This is a genomic window from Ferdinandcohnia sp. SAFN-114, assembly GCF_059415045.1.
Genome location: NZ_JBPFDQ010000002.1, coordinates 115,962 through 131,268, shown reverse-complemented (window position 1 = coordinate 131,268; position 15,307 = coordinate 115,962). Strand labels below are relative to the sequence as shown.

The following is a 15,307-nucleotide window of genomic DNA, read 5'->3' as shown; positions in this document are numbered from 1 at the left end:
CAAATAAAGGTAATAATGAACTAAAAAGAGTTATAAATTGTAAAAATTATACATTTGTGCATGTTTTATAAGGAAAAATGCAATAAAAGCATACAGAAATATGATTTGCGTATGCTTTTAGATAGATTACTAGTATATTTTCATTCACATAATCCAAATAAAGGTAATAATGAACTAAAAAGAGTTATAAATTGTAAAAATTATACATTTGTGCATGTTTTATAAGGAAAAATGCAATAAAAGCATACGAAAATATGAATTGCATATGCTTTTAGATAGATCAGTAGTCTATTTACATTCTTAAAATCCAAGAAAAAGGAAAAAGTAATTTCGAAAACGACTATAATTTTATTAAGCCTATTCTAATTAAGTTCTTAATCTGTTTTATCCCTAGCTTGTCAAGCGAAAACCAGCTAGCAGGACACGCTCGTCTCTGAGAGGACGTATCGCGAGACCAGCTTGCCGTACACGCTCACCACTTTTCCGCCTGCGCATATATCGCGAGAGCAGCCAATACTGAAAAATCTGGGACAAGGGACCTCCTGTGTCCCAACCCCAACAAAAAAGGACACGGCACAATACCGCATCCCCTTCAGTTCCCCAACAATTCTCTTGTCTTCTCCAATATCTCCTGGTCCTTCAACCGGAATTTAAATTCGACTCTCCGGGAGGCTTGGCCGTTATAGTTTCCATCGGAGTCGGAGCGGCCATCGGTAAAGGACCTCCCATTTACGGTTAGCTTTGTTTTTAGATGCTCCTGAATGTTTTTATATGGAAACTCACTACTTAGTATATATTCTGCTACACTATATGCCCGCTGTTGGGAAAGTTCTAGGTTATACAAATAGGTGCCATCCCTGTCTGCATGCCCCTCGATAATAATTTCTGAAATATACTCTTCATATCCATTTTCAAGGAGTACATCTAAGTAAGCTGGAACGAATTCATCCAAAAACGTAAAAGCTTCCGGTTTCAGTACAGATGAGTCATACTCAAACAGGATATCTGTATTAAAAATCAAGGCCCCAGTTTTCTCATCAATTTCAATGCTAGCGTCGCTGAATTTTTGATTGAGATCCTCTATAAGCCCCACTCTGACACCCATGATTTGATCGATTGTTTTTTTCATTTCTTGAACTTGAAAGGATTTAATTACCATCATGATTATAAAAATCAAAATAAAACACAGCAGTACTGATGTCAGTAAATCGGTGAATGACGGCCAAAATGAACTTTCCTCTTGTTCACGGTGAAAAAGCCTTTGGTATTTACTAATCATTGGTTCCAATCCTTACCCGGCTGTTTTCTTGAACCGTACTCTGAGCAATTGATTGAAGTTGCCGATTCAACTGCTGGAATTCCTGACCAATATCACCCAAAGTTTGCTGCAATTGGCGAGCATTTCTCTGGCCCACATCCCCTGTTATTTCACCAATTTGTTTAAACTCTCTTTTCACAGCCTCATTCATTTCCAGCATGTACTCATTAATATTTCGACTTACTTTATCGAGTTTTTCTCCAAGTGTTCCCTCGAGATTTGTTACATATTTCGAAAGCGTATCCCGTAAAGCATTCACACTTGAGTCAATCTGGTTTTCTTTATATTGGAAGGAATCCCCCATTTGTGTAATGGTCCGGTTGATTTCATTTAATAACTTCATATATTTCATGCCTACCTGCTCATTTGAACGCGAGGCTTCACTCAGGTAACTTTCAATCGCCTGGGCATTTGTCAAATGAACCTGCAGATGCGAATTAAATTCATGGGTAAACTGTGTCAATTCATCAAAACGGTAGGTTAAAAGATTTTTATATTCACTTTGGGCTTTGTTAATCGAATCAAGCGCATGAGGCAAGCGACCTATCGAGTTGCCAAGGGCCTTAAAATCATTGCGGACGTCACGTATTGAAGAAATAATATCGGTTAACTTAGAACTTACATCCGTTCCAAACACTCGCTCAAACTGTAGATTGTTCTCCTTCATTAAATTAATAGAGTGCTCACTTTGTTCATTCATTTTATCAAACGCACCATAAATTGCTTCCTGCCTCTGGGCAATGGAAGAAAAATACTCTCGTATATCAACCACTGACTGCTGAAAATGATTCATCGTTTCCTTTTGATCAGCTGTTAATTCCGCTACCTTTTTATAGGTTTCTGTAAAAGCACTTCTCATTTTTTCATTGCGCTGGTCCATATTCTGAAAGTAAATAAACAATTGATCAAAGTTTTGGTTCAACTTTTTCACGCCTTGATCAAAGCCTTCCGTTAATTCCTGCACACCATGAAAAATAGCCGAAAACTGTTTTAGATTTTCCGTAAGCCCTTCATTAAATTTCGCCAAATCCTTCGCAGATTGCTGCAAACCAACTGTATACTCCTGAAACCCTTTAAACGAATTTACAATACTCTGTAGGTATTCTTGATTCGAGTTCCGTAATTCAAGAATAGAGGTATTAATGGTTTCCGAAACAGCAATAAGACGCCCCATTCCATCCTGTTCATTTCCTTCTAGAATGGACTCAGTCTTAAGCATAATATCGGTTATCATAAATTCCGTATTCGCAACCCGAGTAACAATCGTCATAATCAACGAAAGTCCCATCCCAGCAATACTTGTGTAAAATGCGACGTCAATTCCTGCAAGGACGGTTGCGACATTCTCCACTAGCATGTCACCGGTTGTGTCTATGCTGCCGAGTGACATTGCAAGCCCAATGAACGTCCCGAGTACACCTATTAAAATAAAAATGGAAACCGTCATCTGAACAATTTTAATCAGATTGATAACTGGCACATTAAACACACGCCAGCCGGAAATTTTATTCTGAACAAAAGTCTCCACCTTCACCGATTCCTTTTGTTTCATTTGTTCAAAATCCGTCTGAATTCGATTCAGTGGGTCAATCTCTAACGAATTGGTGTCACGGATATAATTACGAATTCTCCTAAGTTTGCTGTACAACGTAAAATGAACCAGGATTGCCACCACAAATCCCACAAAAAGCGCCATAAAAATTAATTCAATCAGTGGACTAGTCAAGACAGCCTCTGCCTGCTGCTCACTCACAAACAACCTCAAGATTGCTTCAACCATTCATTCTCCTCCTTCATTGCACGTCCATTTTTCACCTTGTTTATAGCTATTCGAAAAATGGACAAATCATGCATTTGAATGAAAAAAGAGATGTGATATCAAACCAATTAGAACGATACAATTTTAATAAGGTAATAGCTTTGCAATAATTTGAATTTTACGTTACTTTATAATTAATGATACAAATGAGGATGATACAGATGGAACAAAATGACATATTACATATCTATAAAAAATTGCATACAGAAATCGGAAATACAAAAAAACACTTGTGTTCTCGATTAAATCATAGTTTAAAGCTGATTCCTACTTTTATTGACACCATTAGAGAAGTACTTTTACCAGAATACTATTGTACAAGTAAAGAACGGAATATGGAGTACGAATTAAACAATCTGGAAAAGCTTCAAAGCCTGTTACAGGAAATCTTATCACATAAAAACGACGAGGATGTCGTTAATCAAGACACGTATACCTTTCTTGAACTATTACCATCATTAAGATCAATCATTATGAAGGATGTCGATGCAGCATTTCGAAAAGACCCTGCAGCGAAAAGCTATGAAGAAATTGCGCTCACTTATCCAGGTGTTCTCTCAATCATTGTTCATCGAATTTCTCATGAACTTCATAAAATGGGATATACGTTAGTATCTCGTGGTATTTCTGAATATGCACATGGTAAAACAGGAATTGACATCCACCCTGGTGCAACAATTGGTCATAGTTTTTTTATGGACCATGGAACTGGCATTGTTGTCGGGGAAACTACCCTGATTGGTAACGATGTAACTCTTTATCAAGGTGTGACACTCGGTGCCTTTTCGTTTGACCGCGATAAAAATGGCGAAATCATCAAAGGTGGCAAAAGGCGTCATCCGGTCATCGAAGATAATGTGACCATTTATGCAGGGGCTACGATTCTTGGAGGAGAAACCGTGATTGGAAGAGATTCCATTATTGGCGGAAACGTCTGGCTTACTCGGAGCATTCCAGCTGGAAGTAAGGTCGTAACAGTTATTCAAAATAAAATGCTATAGATTACTTTTTTGAGGAAATAGTTTATAAAAGGCAATTTCCTTTTTTTCACACTCTTTTCCTTTAAGAATATGATATGGAAAAAAGGACTGTGATGTATGCCTATTTCATTTCCAGTTAGTATAAGAACACAAGCTGTCAGATTTGGCCCTCAAAAAAGAGTCTATTATCCTCAAGTTGAAAGGATGCGGAATCAAAAACTCCAGCAATTAATTAACCAGTCGATTCTACAACAAGCCCAAGGACTGATTTCATTTCAGGTTGGAAATATGCCCTCTACCGTGGCAGAGATGCTCGGATATTACGAAATTAAAAATAACCAGCGACAGGTTTTAAGCCTTACACAAACAAACTATACCTACCATGATAGGGCCGCCCACGGCATGACGTTTATCCGATCATTAACATTTGATCTTAAAAAGGGGAAACGCTGCGATCTCAAGGATCTATTTAAACCAGGCAGTGATTATGTAAAAAGATTATCCACCCTTGTTTCCGAACAAATCAAAGAGCGTAATATTGATTTACTATCTGAATTCACAACGATAAGCCCAAACCAAGAATTTTATATCGCTGACAAAACGCTAGTCCTCTATTTTCAACTGTATGACCTGACACCATATGTATTCGGTTTCCCGATGTTTCCAATATCCGTCTATGACATTCAAGATATTATTGATGAAGATGGACCCCTTGGGAGAATGGCGACAAATGATTGATAGATTTAATAAAGCTTAAATGGGGAATGTTCCTTTCCTCCATTTAAGCTTTTACCATTTATTGCACTCTACAACAGAAAGATATTCTGTTTTTTGCATTCAGTTCTGATTTTTTCATTCCATACCGAAGCTTGAACTTCGCCTATATGTGCCTTTTTTAGCAGAAACATAGATAATCGTGACTGCCCAATTCCTCCCCCAATTGTATAAGGGAGCTTCTTTTCGAGGATTGCTTTATGATAAGGTAATCCTTTCCGGTCTTCATAAAAAGATGACCTTAACTGTTTGAGGAGGGCTTTTTCATCGACTCGTATCCCCATTGAAGAAATTTCAATCGCGGTTTGTAATAATGGACTCCAAAAGAGCATATCCCCATTCAAGGCCCAGTCATCATAATCTGGAGAACGTCCGTCATGTCGCTCGCCTGAACGTAACACTCCACCAATTTGCATTATGAAAACCGCACCATGTTTTTTGGCTATGATAAATTCTCGTTCCTTTGTTGTGTTATAGGGGTACATATCCTCAAGCTCTTGGGCTGTAATGAAGAAAATGTCATTAGGTAATTTCGGGGTCAGTTGCGAATGCAGACCAAACATGTGGAGTTCGGTCGACTTGATTGCCTGATAAATTTTTCTAACTTCTTGCTTCAGCGTCCCCAGATTGCGCTCTTCTTTGGAAATGACCTTCTCCCAATCCCACTGATCCACAAAAATCGAATGGAGATTATCTAGCTTTTCATCTCTTCGAATCGCATGCATATTAGTATATAGCCCAGTTCCTTTTGCAAACCCATATCTGCTTAGAGCTACTCTTTTCCATTTCGCAAGCGATTGAACCACTTCAATGTTTTTATTTTTAATATCAGCCGCATCAAATGACAGGACACGCTCATACCCATTTAAATCATCGTTGATTCCCTCGCCATTCTGAACCAGCAATGGGGCTGATACCTTTAATAAACGCATTGACTTCGAAAACGTATTCTCAAAATAATTCTTTAATTCATTAATGGCAGCTTGTGTATGAAGAATATCCAACACTGATTTGTATTCACCTTGTAATGATATAGAAGTAATTGTCCATTCACCTCCGAGAATGTAAGCAAGAGTCCGCGTTTTTTAGTAGACTCCTCCATTTATTAGACTTATTACCCTATGTGCTAGCGCCCTAAAGTGTTACAGTAATGCTCTATAATTCTATAATGTATGGGGAAAGTGCAAAAAAATGTGTAAGTTACATCACAACAAACATAAAAAAGCTTGGATATATAATATTCTAATCCAAGCTTTTCCTGTAAATATAAATTCTCTTATTGTGATACGATTTCTTTATCCATTGATGGGTTAATTTGATGAAGAATAAACGCACCAATCCCTTGTATAATTGTTTTCACTAGAACTTGACCAATAATAGCGGCTGGAACAGCTTCCCATGGCAAAAAGTTAGCACCAAGTGGACTTAAACCAATGATGACAAAGACTGCTGAGTCGAGTAATCCACCCACTAAGCCACTGTAAAAAACTCTCCAACTCATTGGCAACTTAAGTCGTGTATAAATTTCAGTGTCCGTTGTTTCTGCAAGTAAAAATGAAATCGCAGATGCAAAGACAATCAATAATGTATCACCTAATAAAAATGATACAAGCGCTGATAATAACAAGGCAATACATATAAAGACGTAAGTCAACTTTCTCCCATAACGATTTTGAACAAAGTCTCTAAAAATAAATGTTGCTCCGATTAGAAGTGTCCCCATCGGTACGATGAAAACACCTAGTGTCATCGGTTGAAAAGCTGCTGTTATCACATTCGCTAGAATAATAGATAAAAGATATAAAATGACTCTCATGATAATCCCCCTAAGTTACATTCTTGTTGTTTTACATAAATTGTATATTATTTGAATTCCTCAACTCTCTTACGTGATTCAAGGTAAAGAGTTAATCCATTTTTTCTTAATTTGCAGGAAGGGCATTCACCACAGCCGTCTCCAATGACACCCTCATAACAAGTCAATGTCTTTTCACGAATAATATCCAAGACACCGAGATCATCAGAAAGCTTCCATGTTTGTGCCTTATCCAACCACATTAACGGAGTATGGATGACAAACTGTTGATCCATTGATAAATTAATCGTTACATTTAAAGATTTAATAAACGAATCGCGACAATCCGGGTACCCACTAAAATCAGTTTCGGAAACACCGGTAATGATGTGTTTCGCACCGACTTGACTTGCTAAAACAGCAGCAAATGATAAAAAGAGTAGATTACGGCCAGGTACAAATGTAGATGGTAACCCGCCTTCTTCTCCTTCCTTTATCTCCAGATCATTTCGAGTTAACGCATTTGGAGCAAGTTGATTTAAAAGCTGCATATCCAAAATATGCTGGGTAACACTTATCTCACTCGCTATCGCCTTTGCACACTCAATCTCCTGCTTATGTCGTTGGTTGTAATTAAAAGTCACAACCTCAACTTCTTTAAAAGTTTCTAAGGCCCAAAATAAACACGTGGTACTGTCTTGCCCACCACTAAATACCACTACCGCCTTTTCATCTTTTAACATGTTTAAAACTCCTTCCGACAAAAGAAAAAACAGTACCCCAAGAGAAGTACTGCTTCATCTTAGTTTTTTTATAGAGGGGTGCTAGAACCTCTACCGCTAAAAAACGGATTTTTCTATTCAACTAAAAATTATAGTATCACAAAAGTCAATACAGTGGTACAAAAATTTTGGGTCACAGGGACAGGTCCCTTGTCCCACCATATATTTCCATACATAACATTTTAAACATAACACCCCCCCCGACATTGTTTACTATTTCAGACTACAATCGGGGGAAATGACGTTCTTGGTATAATTCTCTTTTAACAGTTAATTAGATATACGAATAGGTCGACAAGTCGAATTTTTTCGGTTTCTCGCACGTGCTCTCCAGTTGATAATGCTGTCCACTATCCGAAGAATCATGAAAACCATGCATGGCTTCTAAAACATGATAAGCTAACTCACCATTTGCACGGAAAGATTCATTATGTAGAATCGCGTTTGCCATATCAGCGACACCAATGCCTCGGTTATTAGTAGGATTTTCAAAAGCGAGTGGAATTTCTACAAATTCCTTTTCATCTTTTCTTCTGATTTTGACTGGTCCGCCAAATGTATTTGGATTTGGGACAAGAAGTGTTCCCTCACTTCCATATACTTCAATTGGCGGTAATGACGTTCCCCCAAATGCATCAAAGCTTGTTGTAATCGTTGCAATTGCACCACTAGCAAAATCAATGGTTCCTGCAATATGAGTTGGTGTTACAACATCAATTGTTGTCCCCTTCTTAGGTTCGCTTAATATCGTTCGCTCCGGATAACTGATTCTTGTTGTACCCGCTATCCGCTTCATTGGACCTAATAATGCCACCAATGCCGTTAAATAATAGGGCCCCATATCAAACATCGGCCCGCCACCATGATCATAGTAGAATGCTGGATCGGGATGCCAATGTTCATGACCCCGGTTGATCATAAAAGCAGAAGCTCCAATCGGAACACCAATTTCACCTTTTTCAATTAGATGAATGGCAGTTTGAATACCTGCACCTAAAAAGGTATCTGGAGCACCACCAACGAATAGGTTAGACTTCTTGGCTACTTCTAAAATTTGTTTCCCTTCTTCACGGGACACAGTAAGTGGTTTCTCTGTATACACATGCTTACCTGCTTCTAATGCCTTGAGACTAACTGACGCGTGCGCCCGAGGAATTGTTAAATTAACCACCAACTGAATTTCATCGTCCGCCAATAGCTCCTCAACTGAAAATGCATTAGGGACTCCAAATTTTTCTGCTTGCTGCTTTGCGCGGGCCACATCTATATCGGCACAAGCCACTAGCTCAAGATGTTCATATTTTTGAAGATTTTCCAAATAGATTGAACTAATGGTTCCACATCCGATAATGCCAAGTTTCAATTTACTCATATTCTTCCCCCTTACGCTCTGTACGTGATTTCCCTTTTACTGACTATCTCCCATACCTGTATATGTCCGCACATCTCCTGAATCTGCTCGTTCATTAGCCAGTTGCTTTCCTTCTGCTGCCCATAAAAATCCACGACGCATAATAAGAGACACTTCCGGCATTTCAATGATATCGGCATGGTGACCTAAAGAACTATAAAAAACTCTTCCCTGCCCCCACCGTTTTGTCCAAACAACAGGCATGTCGACTGCTTTATTAGTCGCATGTGGTCCATCTACAACCGGGAATCTCGTTGTGGCTAATACTTCCACAGCTGGATCGAAGTGAAGATAATATTGTTCACTCACGACTTTAAAATCAGACAAGCCCTCAAGCAATGGGCTTGAACTATGTTTGATATTCACCATATACTCAACCCCATCATTACCGGGGTGAGCCACCCAATTTCCCCCCGTCATAAACTGCCAATCGACATTATTACGGAATGAGTCACACATTCCCCCGTGACAACCAGCAACGCCAACTCCACTGGCTACCGCTTGAGAAATATTTAGAACATATTTCTTCTCAATCTCCCCCATTGTCCAATGAGGAACCAATAAGTCTAGTGATTGTAGTTTTTCAGCATCAGCATATGTATCTAGTGAATGTGAGACCTCAACTTGGAAGTTTTCTTCTGCCAACATGTTTTTAAAAAGCTGGGCAACCTGTTCCGGCTCATGACCATCCCAGCCACCCCAAACAATTAATGCTTTTTTTTGCATAGATGAACGCTCCTTACTCATTCAGATATTGTAATCCATTGGCGTTTTTCAATTGACTTTTCCACTGCCTCTAAGACCGCTTGGCACTTAACACCATCTTCAAAATTAGGCACTGGCTGACGATCTTCTTGAATCGCATCCATAAATTCTACGATTTCATGAATAAATGTATGCTCATAGCCAATCGTGTGCCCTGCTGGCCAATAGCGGTCAATATAGTCGTGACTCGGTTCTGTTGCTAAAACACGACGGAAACCTTGAGCATCCTCTCTGTCATCCGTAAAATAAACCTGAAGCTCATTCAATCTTTCAAAATCAAAAATAACGCTCCCTTTACTACCATTAATTTCGAACGAATTCGTACTGCGATGCCCTGTTGCAAAACGAGTTGCCTCAAAACTACCTAATGCACCATTAGCGAATCGCGCCATAAATAATGTGGCATCGTCGACTGTTACTGGACCTTTTTTCCCTTGGGTACTCCCTGTTGCTGATAGCCCTGTCATATTGGTTGGTAATGGTCTTTCTTTAATAAAAGTTTCACTCATACCAATCACCTCAGTGATATCACCGATTAGGTAATGGGACAAATCAATGAGATGAGCGCCTAAGTCTCCATGTGAACCAGAACCCGCAATCTCTTTTTGAAGTCTCCAAGCAAGTGGAAAATTCGGATCCACTAACCAATCCTGAAGAAACCAAGCACGAAAATGATAAATGTCCCCTAATGCACCTTCGTCAATCAGTTTCTTCGCAAGTCTAACAGCCGGAGTAAAACGGTAATTGAAGCCAATCATATGCTTGACACCCGCGTCTTTTACAGCCGCCAGCATTTCCTTAGAATCTTGTAGTGTAAGCGCTAACGGTTTTTCGCAAAAAACGTGTTTCCCCGCTTCAGCAGCAGCAATCGCAATCTCTTTATGTACATCACTTGGTGCATTAATATCGATCAAATCAATATCATCACGTTCAACAAGTGCGCGCCAATCACTCTTATACTCTTCCCAACCAAACTGTGCAGCTGCCTTTGCAACCGCTTCTTGATTTCTGCCACATATCACTTTCATTTCAGGACGAAGCCGATCTGGAAAAAACAACGGAAGATCACGATAGGCGTGACTATGTGCTTTCCCCATAAACTTATAACCTATCATACCGATATTTACTTGTTTCATAGTTTCCTCCCTTTCAGACATATACTTTGTAAGTCTACTCTACTTTATTTAAACATATCTTTACAATTACATATACAATCATTTGCTAAGGAAATGTATAAATATAACAAAAGTTAATATTGAAAAAGTTAATAAAAGAACTTTTTAAATAAAAAATTAGAAAATAAAAGGAAATCTAATCAAAAAATAGAAACAAATAAGAGCTTTTGTATTTTATTAACAAGTAGATATTTGAAGGTGAAACCATTTTTAATATGGATCGTAATATAAATAAGATTCCCTAGCAAATAATTAAGGAGGTTCTTAGATGAAGCAATTTGAATATAAAATCGAAAACATCCAGATTCAGTTGAATAACGATATTGATTTTAATACAGCAATGACTAAAAAGTTGAATTCACTTGGTAAAGAAGGTTGGGAATTAACAGGTGTTAATGGAACAATTTTTTACTTTAAGAGAGAAATTTCTTAGCTCTTAGTGTTTGACCTTACTATCACTTCTTATGCTAACATTGCGAAATATTTATAAAAAGCAAAGTATATATTGTAAGTATTTAAGGGGGATGGATATGGTTTTCTTTAATTTAGTAGATGTTTATATAGGATTTTCAATGGAAGAATTACTAAAAATAAGAGCAATACTTAAAAGAGAAAACATTAAATATACCTATAAAATTTTTGACCCTTCAGAAAATTGGTTGGGTCCTGGTACCATAAGAGGAAACTTTGGAAGTTTCGGAATGAATAAAAATTACGAAAAACAATATATTGTTTCTGTAAGAAAAAAAGACGCAGAGAATGCAAAATATTTTATCCATTGTGTTTTGCATTCATAGTCTTAGTATACTAACAATAGAATATCTAAAATAAATGAAGATGCATTTTTCTAAATGATCTGGGTGCGTTTGTTGAACAAAAAAACGATTAGGTTACTATTATATGTCAGTATAAAATGAAGGTCCTCCCCCAAAAAAGCTACTCTTATTGAGAGCAGTTCTAAAAAAATTATTTTACTCACTGATCATGATTTCGAATTTATATGCTTTAATCCTACATTTGTTGATCCACATCTAATACTTCTTTCTCGAATTTAATACACTTGTGTTACCAAAAACTGCCTTTATCTTTTAGTAGTATCAATAAACTCACACCCCTTTTCAAGAAGCGCTGCATCCACCCACGTTCTGTCCCATGTACTTTTTGATTGCCACCATTATTTCAGCCTCTTTTGCTACCGTTTTACGGGTTTTCTCAAGGATTTCAGGTGCATCATTAGGATTGATGACCACAATACCATCGTCATCACCAACCAAAATATCACCTGGGTGGACGGTTACACCATCACAAGAAATCGGAATACTGATTTCACCCGGGCCATCCTTATACGGACCAGCCGGCGTTACACCCACTGCGTACACTGGAATCGTCATTTGTTTAATAACTCCCACATCGCGATTCGCTCCGTTGATAATAAACCCGGCGATTCCTCGCTTTTGTGCCCAGGTAATCATTAATTCACCAATTAGGGCATTAGTGATATCGCCCTACCCATCAACCACAATGACATCGCCAGGAGAGGCTAAGTCAATTGCTTTATGTAGCAGCAAATTATCACCTGGTCTAGTTTTAACTGTAAAAGCACATCCAATGAGTGGTGCTGAATTGTATGGCCTTATTTTTCTACCAATACAGGATGTCCGGTTCATGTTATCTACAATATTTGAAACCGGAATCCCTTTAAAAGCAACAACTAGTCTACGAGGTGGTCTATCAAACTCACCCTGAATCCGAAATCCTACATTTCCCATACAAGTTCCTTCTCCCTTCATCTATAGTCCGTATTTCACAACCATTTAATAGATAATATTTAGGACTTGTATGATTTATACGAAAAAAGGCGTTAAACCATGTTGAATATACTTCGTACTCGTTTTATCCCTTACTAACGATATGCATAATTTGGTAACACAAACAAATCCTAACAGCATCGGGAATTAATTTGGTGGTGTTAAGAATGTATTTCTCACGTACTCAGTTATTATTTGTCCTTATTCTTTTTATTGGAATTTCTAATCATGTGCTCATCATGCCTCATTTGCTTAGTACGGGAAGACGGGATGCCTGGCTATGTGCAATTGTTGCCTATGTCTTATTACTGTTTTGGGGATATATTCTTTATTTGATTATGAAAAAAAACGAACAACGAATATGTCTTTATGACTGGATTACGGAACGTGCAGGCGCCGCTATATCTCGTGTCTTAATAGCCTTCCTTTGGGTTTATGTTTTCACGATAACTGCCATTTCTTTTTATGATCTGATCCAATCTATTAATATTTATTTTCTGCCGAGAACACCATCGTTTATCGTGATGCTCCCTTTCCTTTTGATTTGTATTTGGTCCGCCTATACTGGCTTAAAATCAATTATTTATACTTCCGCGGTTTTATTGCCGGTTGTTTGGATGCTTGGAATTTTTGTAGCAACTTTTACTCTTAAAGAAAAAGATTATTCGTATCTATTCCCTGTTCTTGTTGAAGGATATCAACCCGTTATTAAAGGAAGCATTATTATTCTTGGAGGAAGTGCAGATTTCCTTGTATTGTTGCTCATTCAACACCACTTAAAAAAGTCGTTTACAAAAGGTAACCTTTTTTAATTGATTACCATTTTAGTTATTCTGATCCTTGGCCCTACCATGGGATCTTTGTCTTCATTTGGCCCAGCAGTTGCATCAGATATGCGGTTCCCCGCTTTTGAACAATGGAGACTTATTACCTTGGGGAATTATATTTCACATGTAGATTTTTTAGCGGTGTTTCAATTATTAAGCGGTGAACTCATCCGTGTTTCATTAGGATTATTTCTTCTTTCAGATATGGTGAAAGGTCATTTACAACCAGTGAAAAAAAAGCATATATTCATCGTTGCTTCGCTTTCATTAGGATTACTGACATTAATTCCGTTAAGTGACATGTGGGTTCAAACATTAATCGGACGGTACTTTTATCCCGCTGCTTTTATTAGTGCGGTGTTCATGTTAACTGCTTTATTCATTATTAGCTATTTGCCGAAGAAGAAAGGAACCCTGCGGATATGAACATGACACAATTAGACGAATTGTTAGAAAACGGAATATTGACTAACCGTGTGATTAAATGTTTTTTCAGTCATTATGCTGATATTGAATTTATTCCAATCGAAAATAATGATTATATTCAAGCTTTTTATTGTAAAGGCATGCTGGATTCCAAACAGTTAAATGAATACTTTAATCGAATTCTACTGAGCATCCAAAAAAAAGAATCTCGCAGTCATTCTGAAGATCTTCCACCAGTCCAACATATAAAAACCATGAAGGAAATGGTCAATCTTGTGTTTTCTGGTTCTTTAATTGTTTATCGGGAAGGTACCCCGTTTTTTCATGTATTCGATATTAGCAATGTGCCACAACGAAAACCGCAAGAATCAACGACAGAGGTTTCGATTAAGGGTCCTAAAGATAGCTTTACTGAAGAGATGAATGTCAACATCTCATTGATTCGTAAAAGAATGAAGACCGATCAGCTCTATTCCGAATCTTTCACCCTTGGTTCGCTAAGTAAAACAGAGGTTTCTCTGCTTTATTTGAATGATAAAGCCAACCCGGAAATCATTGAGGAAGTCAGGAAGCGACTCGAGGACTTTCAAAGCGAAAGCGTGGTCAGCAGTGGTCAATTAGAGCAATGGCTATCTGATCGTTCGTTCTCTTTGTTTCCTTTATTTGATTATGTGACACGTCCTGATTATGTCATTGAATGTATGTTACGCGGAAGATTCCTTCTTATTGTAAATGGTTCACCCTCTGTATTGATTGGTCCAATAAATGTTTTTGAATTAATAAAATCACCTGAAGATGTGCATTTTCCATACTATTTTGTTCTCTTTGGACGGCTTATTCGGATCATTGGCTTAATCGTCGCTATTTTCCTACCGGGCTTTTGGGTTTCGTTATCTTCTGTCAATATTGACCAACTACCGTTTGCCCTATTAGCAACCGTCGTAGTCTCCCGTGAAGGTTTGCCATTGCCACTTGGACTGGAAGCAATATTTATTCTTGGGTTGTTTGAGATATTAAGAGAAGCAGGAGTTCGGATGCCAACTGTTCTTGGACAAACAGTTTCGATTGTCGGGGGTATCATTATCGGTGATGCAGCGATTCGAGCTGGTCTTGCTTCCCCCACGATGATTGTAGTCATTGCGTTAACAGCAGTCGCAAGCTACACACTTGTGAATCAATCATTGGTTGGAACCGTCAGTATCCTAAGGGTGTATAACTTGTTACTTTCTATTTTTTTAGGAATATACGGACTTTTTATAGGATTTTTTAGCGTTCTTATTTATCTATCAACATTAGAGTCTTTAAAAGTAGCCTATCTTGAACCCGTTGCTTCCTTAACATTCAAAGAATACTTAGCAGCCCTGTTTTTGAATCCACTTGACCGAAAAAAATTTGGAATCTCATTCATTCAGAAGCGGAGAAAATAG

General features: G+C 37.9%; 15 protein-coding genes and 1 pseudogene. 7 read left to right on the top strand and 9 right to left on the bottom strand.

The window, feature by feature from the left end; translation table 11 throughout:
* Window positions 1-592: 592 nt before the first annotated feature.
* Both ACR65M_RS01400 and ACR65M_RS01395 read right to left on the bottom strand, forming a co-directional pair.
* Window positions 593-1,279: an OmpA family protein gene (locus ACR65M_RS01400; RefSeq protein ID WP_440272360.1), complete on the bottom strand. Its 687-nt coding sequence runs from the start codon at window positions 1,277-1,279 to the stop codon at window positions 593-595.
* Window positions 1,272-3,098: a MotA/TolQ/ExbB proton channel family protein gene (locus ACR65M_RS01395; RefSeq protein ID WP_121445121.1), complete on the bottom strand. Its 1,827-nt coding sequence runs from the start codon at window positions 3,096-3,098 to the stop codon at window positions 1,272-1,274. Before ACR65M_RS01395 ends, ACR65M_RS01400 begins: the two co-directional genes overlap by 8 nt.
* A gap of 200 nt (window positions 3,099-3,298) precedes the next feature.
* Here ACR65M_RS01395 and ACR65M_RS01390 point away from each other — a divergent pair, with 200 nt between their 5' ends.
* Both ACR65M_RS01390 and ACR65M_RS01385 read left to right on the top strand, forming a co-directional pair.
* Entirely contained in the window at window positions 3,299-4,138 is an 840-nt protein-coding gene (locus tag ACR65M_RS01390; protein WP_246006327.1) for a serine O-acetyltransferase, read from the top strand.
* 96 nt (window positions 4,139-4,234) lie between these two features.
* On the top strand, window positions 4,235-4,855 hold the full coding sequence (locus tag ACR65M_RS01385) for a DUF3298 domain-containing protein (protein ID WP_121445123.1): 621 nt from the start codon (window positions 4,235-4,237) through the stop codon (window positions 4,853-4,855).
* Between the two features lie 68 nt (window positions 4,856-4,923).
* Here the strand turns inward: ACR65M_RS01385 and asnA are convergent, their stop codons facing one another.
* The 6 genes from asnA to ACR65M_RS01355 all read right to left on the bottom strand — a co-directional run bounded on the left by asnA (window position 4,924) and on the right by ACR65M_RS01355 (window position 10,780).
* Window positions 4,924-5,925 (bottom strand): aspartate--ammonia ligase, encoded by a 1,002-nt coding sequence (gene asnA / locus ACR65M_RS01380; protein ID WP_207899820.1) that lies wholly within the window; start codon window positions 5,923-5,925, stop codon window positions 4,924-4,926.
* Between the two features lie 242 nt (window positions 5,926-6,167).
* Entirely contained in the window at window positions 6,168-6,707 is a 540-nt protein-coding gene (locus tag ACR65M_RS01375; RefSeq protein WP_121445125.1) for a VUT family protein, read from the bottom strand.
* A 47-nt stretch (window positions 6,708-6,754) separates the two neighbouring features.
* Window positions 6,755-7,429: a 7-cyano-7-deazaguanine synthase QueC gene (queC, locus tag ACR65M_RS01370; RefSeq protein WP_121445126.1), complete on the bottom strand. Its 675-nt coding sequence runs from the start codon at window positions 7,427-7,429 to the stop codon at window positions 6,755-6,757.
* Window positions 7,430-7,742: 313 nt separating this feature from the next.
* A complete protein-coding gene (locus ACR65M_RS01365; protein WP_121445127.1) occupies window positions 7,743-8,840 on the bottom strand; it encodes a Gfo/Idh/MocA family oxidoreductase in 1,098 nt (365 codons plus the stop codon).
* Window positions 8,841-8,876: 36 nt separating this feature from the next.
* The gene (locus ACR65M_RS01360) at window positions 8,877-9,605 is read right to left on the bottom strand and encodes a ThuA domain-containing protein (RefSeq protein WP_121445128.1); all 729 of its coding nucleotides are present in this window, start codon (window positions 9,603-9,605) and stop codon (window positions 8,877-8,879) included.
* Between the two features lie 17 nt (window positions 9,606-9,622).
* Window positions 9,623-10,780 carry a Gfo/Idh/MocA family protein gene (locus ACR65M_RS01355; protein WP_121445129.1) on the bottom strand — a complete coding sequence of 386 codons (1,158 nt, stop codon included), beginning with the start codon at window positions 10,778-10,780 and terminating at the stop codon, window positions 9,623-9,625.
* Window positions 10,781-11,087: 307 nt separating this feature from the next.
* On the opposite strand from ACR65M_RS01355, the gene ACR65M_RS01350 reads away from it, so the two are divergent.
* Complete coding sequence (locus ACR65M_RS01350) at window positions 11,088-11,252, top strand: DUF4177 domain-containing protein (protein ID WP_121445130.1); 165 nt, start codon at window positions 11,088-11,090, stop codon at window positions 11,250-11,252.
* Between the two features lie 97 nt (window positions 11,253-11,349).
* A complete protein-coding gene (locus ACR65M_RS01345) occupies window positions 11,350-11,616 on the top strand; it encodes a hypothetical protein (RefSeq protein WP_121445131.1) in 267 nt (88 codons plus the stop codon).
* A 321-nt stretch (window positions 11,617-11,937) separates the two neighbouring features.
* Here ACR65M_RS01345 and ACR65M_RS01340 read toward each other — a convergent pair.
* Window positions 11,938-12,486: pseudogene (locus ACR65M_RS01340) on the bottom strand (RraA family protein).
* 308 nt (window positions 12,487-12,794) lie between these two features.
* On the opposite strand from ACR65M_RS01340, the gene ACR65M_RS01335 reads away from it, so the two are divergent.
* The 3 genes from ACR65M_RS01335 to ACR65M_RS01325 are packed head-to-tail and all read left to right on the top strand — an operon-like array spanning window position 12,795 to window position 15,307.
* Complete coding sequence (locus ACR65M_RS01335) at window positions 12,795-13,439, top strand: GerAB/ArcD/ProY family transporter (protein WP_440272359.1); 645 nt, start codon at window positions 12,795-12,797, stop codon at window positions 13,437-13,439.
* Window positions 13,440-13,880, top strand: a complete 441-nt coding sequence (locus ACR65M_RS01330) for a hypothetical protein (RefSeq protein ID WP_440272358.1) — start codon at window positions 13,440-13,442, stop codon at window positions 13,878-13,880.
* A gap of 2 nt (window positions 13,881-13,882) precedes the next feature.
* A complete protein-coding gene (locus tag ACR65M_RS01325) occupies window positions 13,883-15,307 on the top strand; it encodes a spore germination protein (RefSeq protein WP_440272357.1) in 1,425 nt (474 codons plus the stop codon).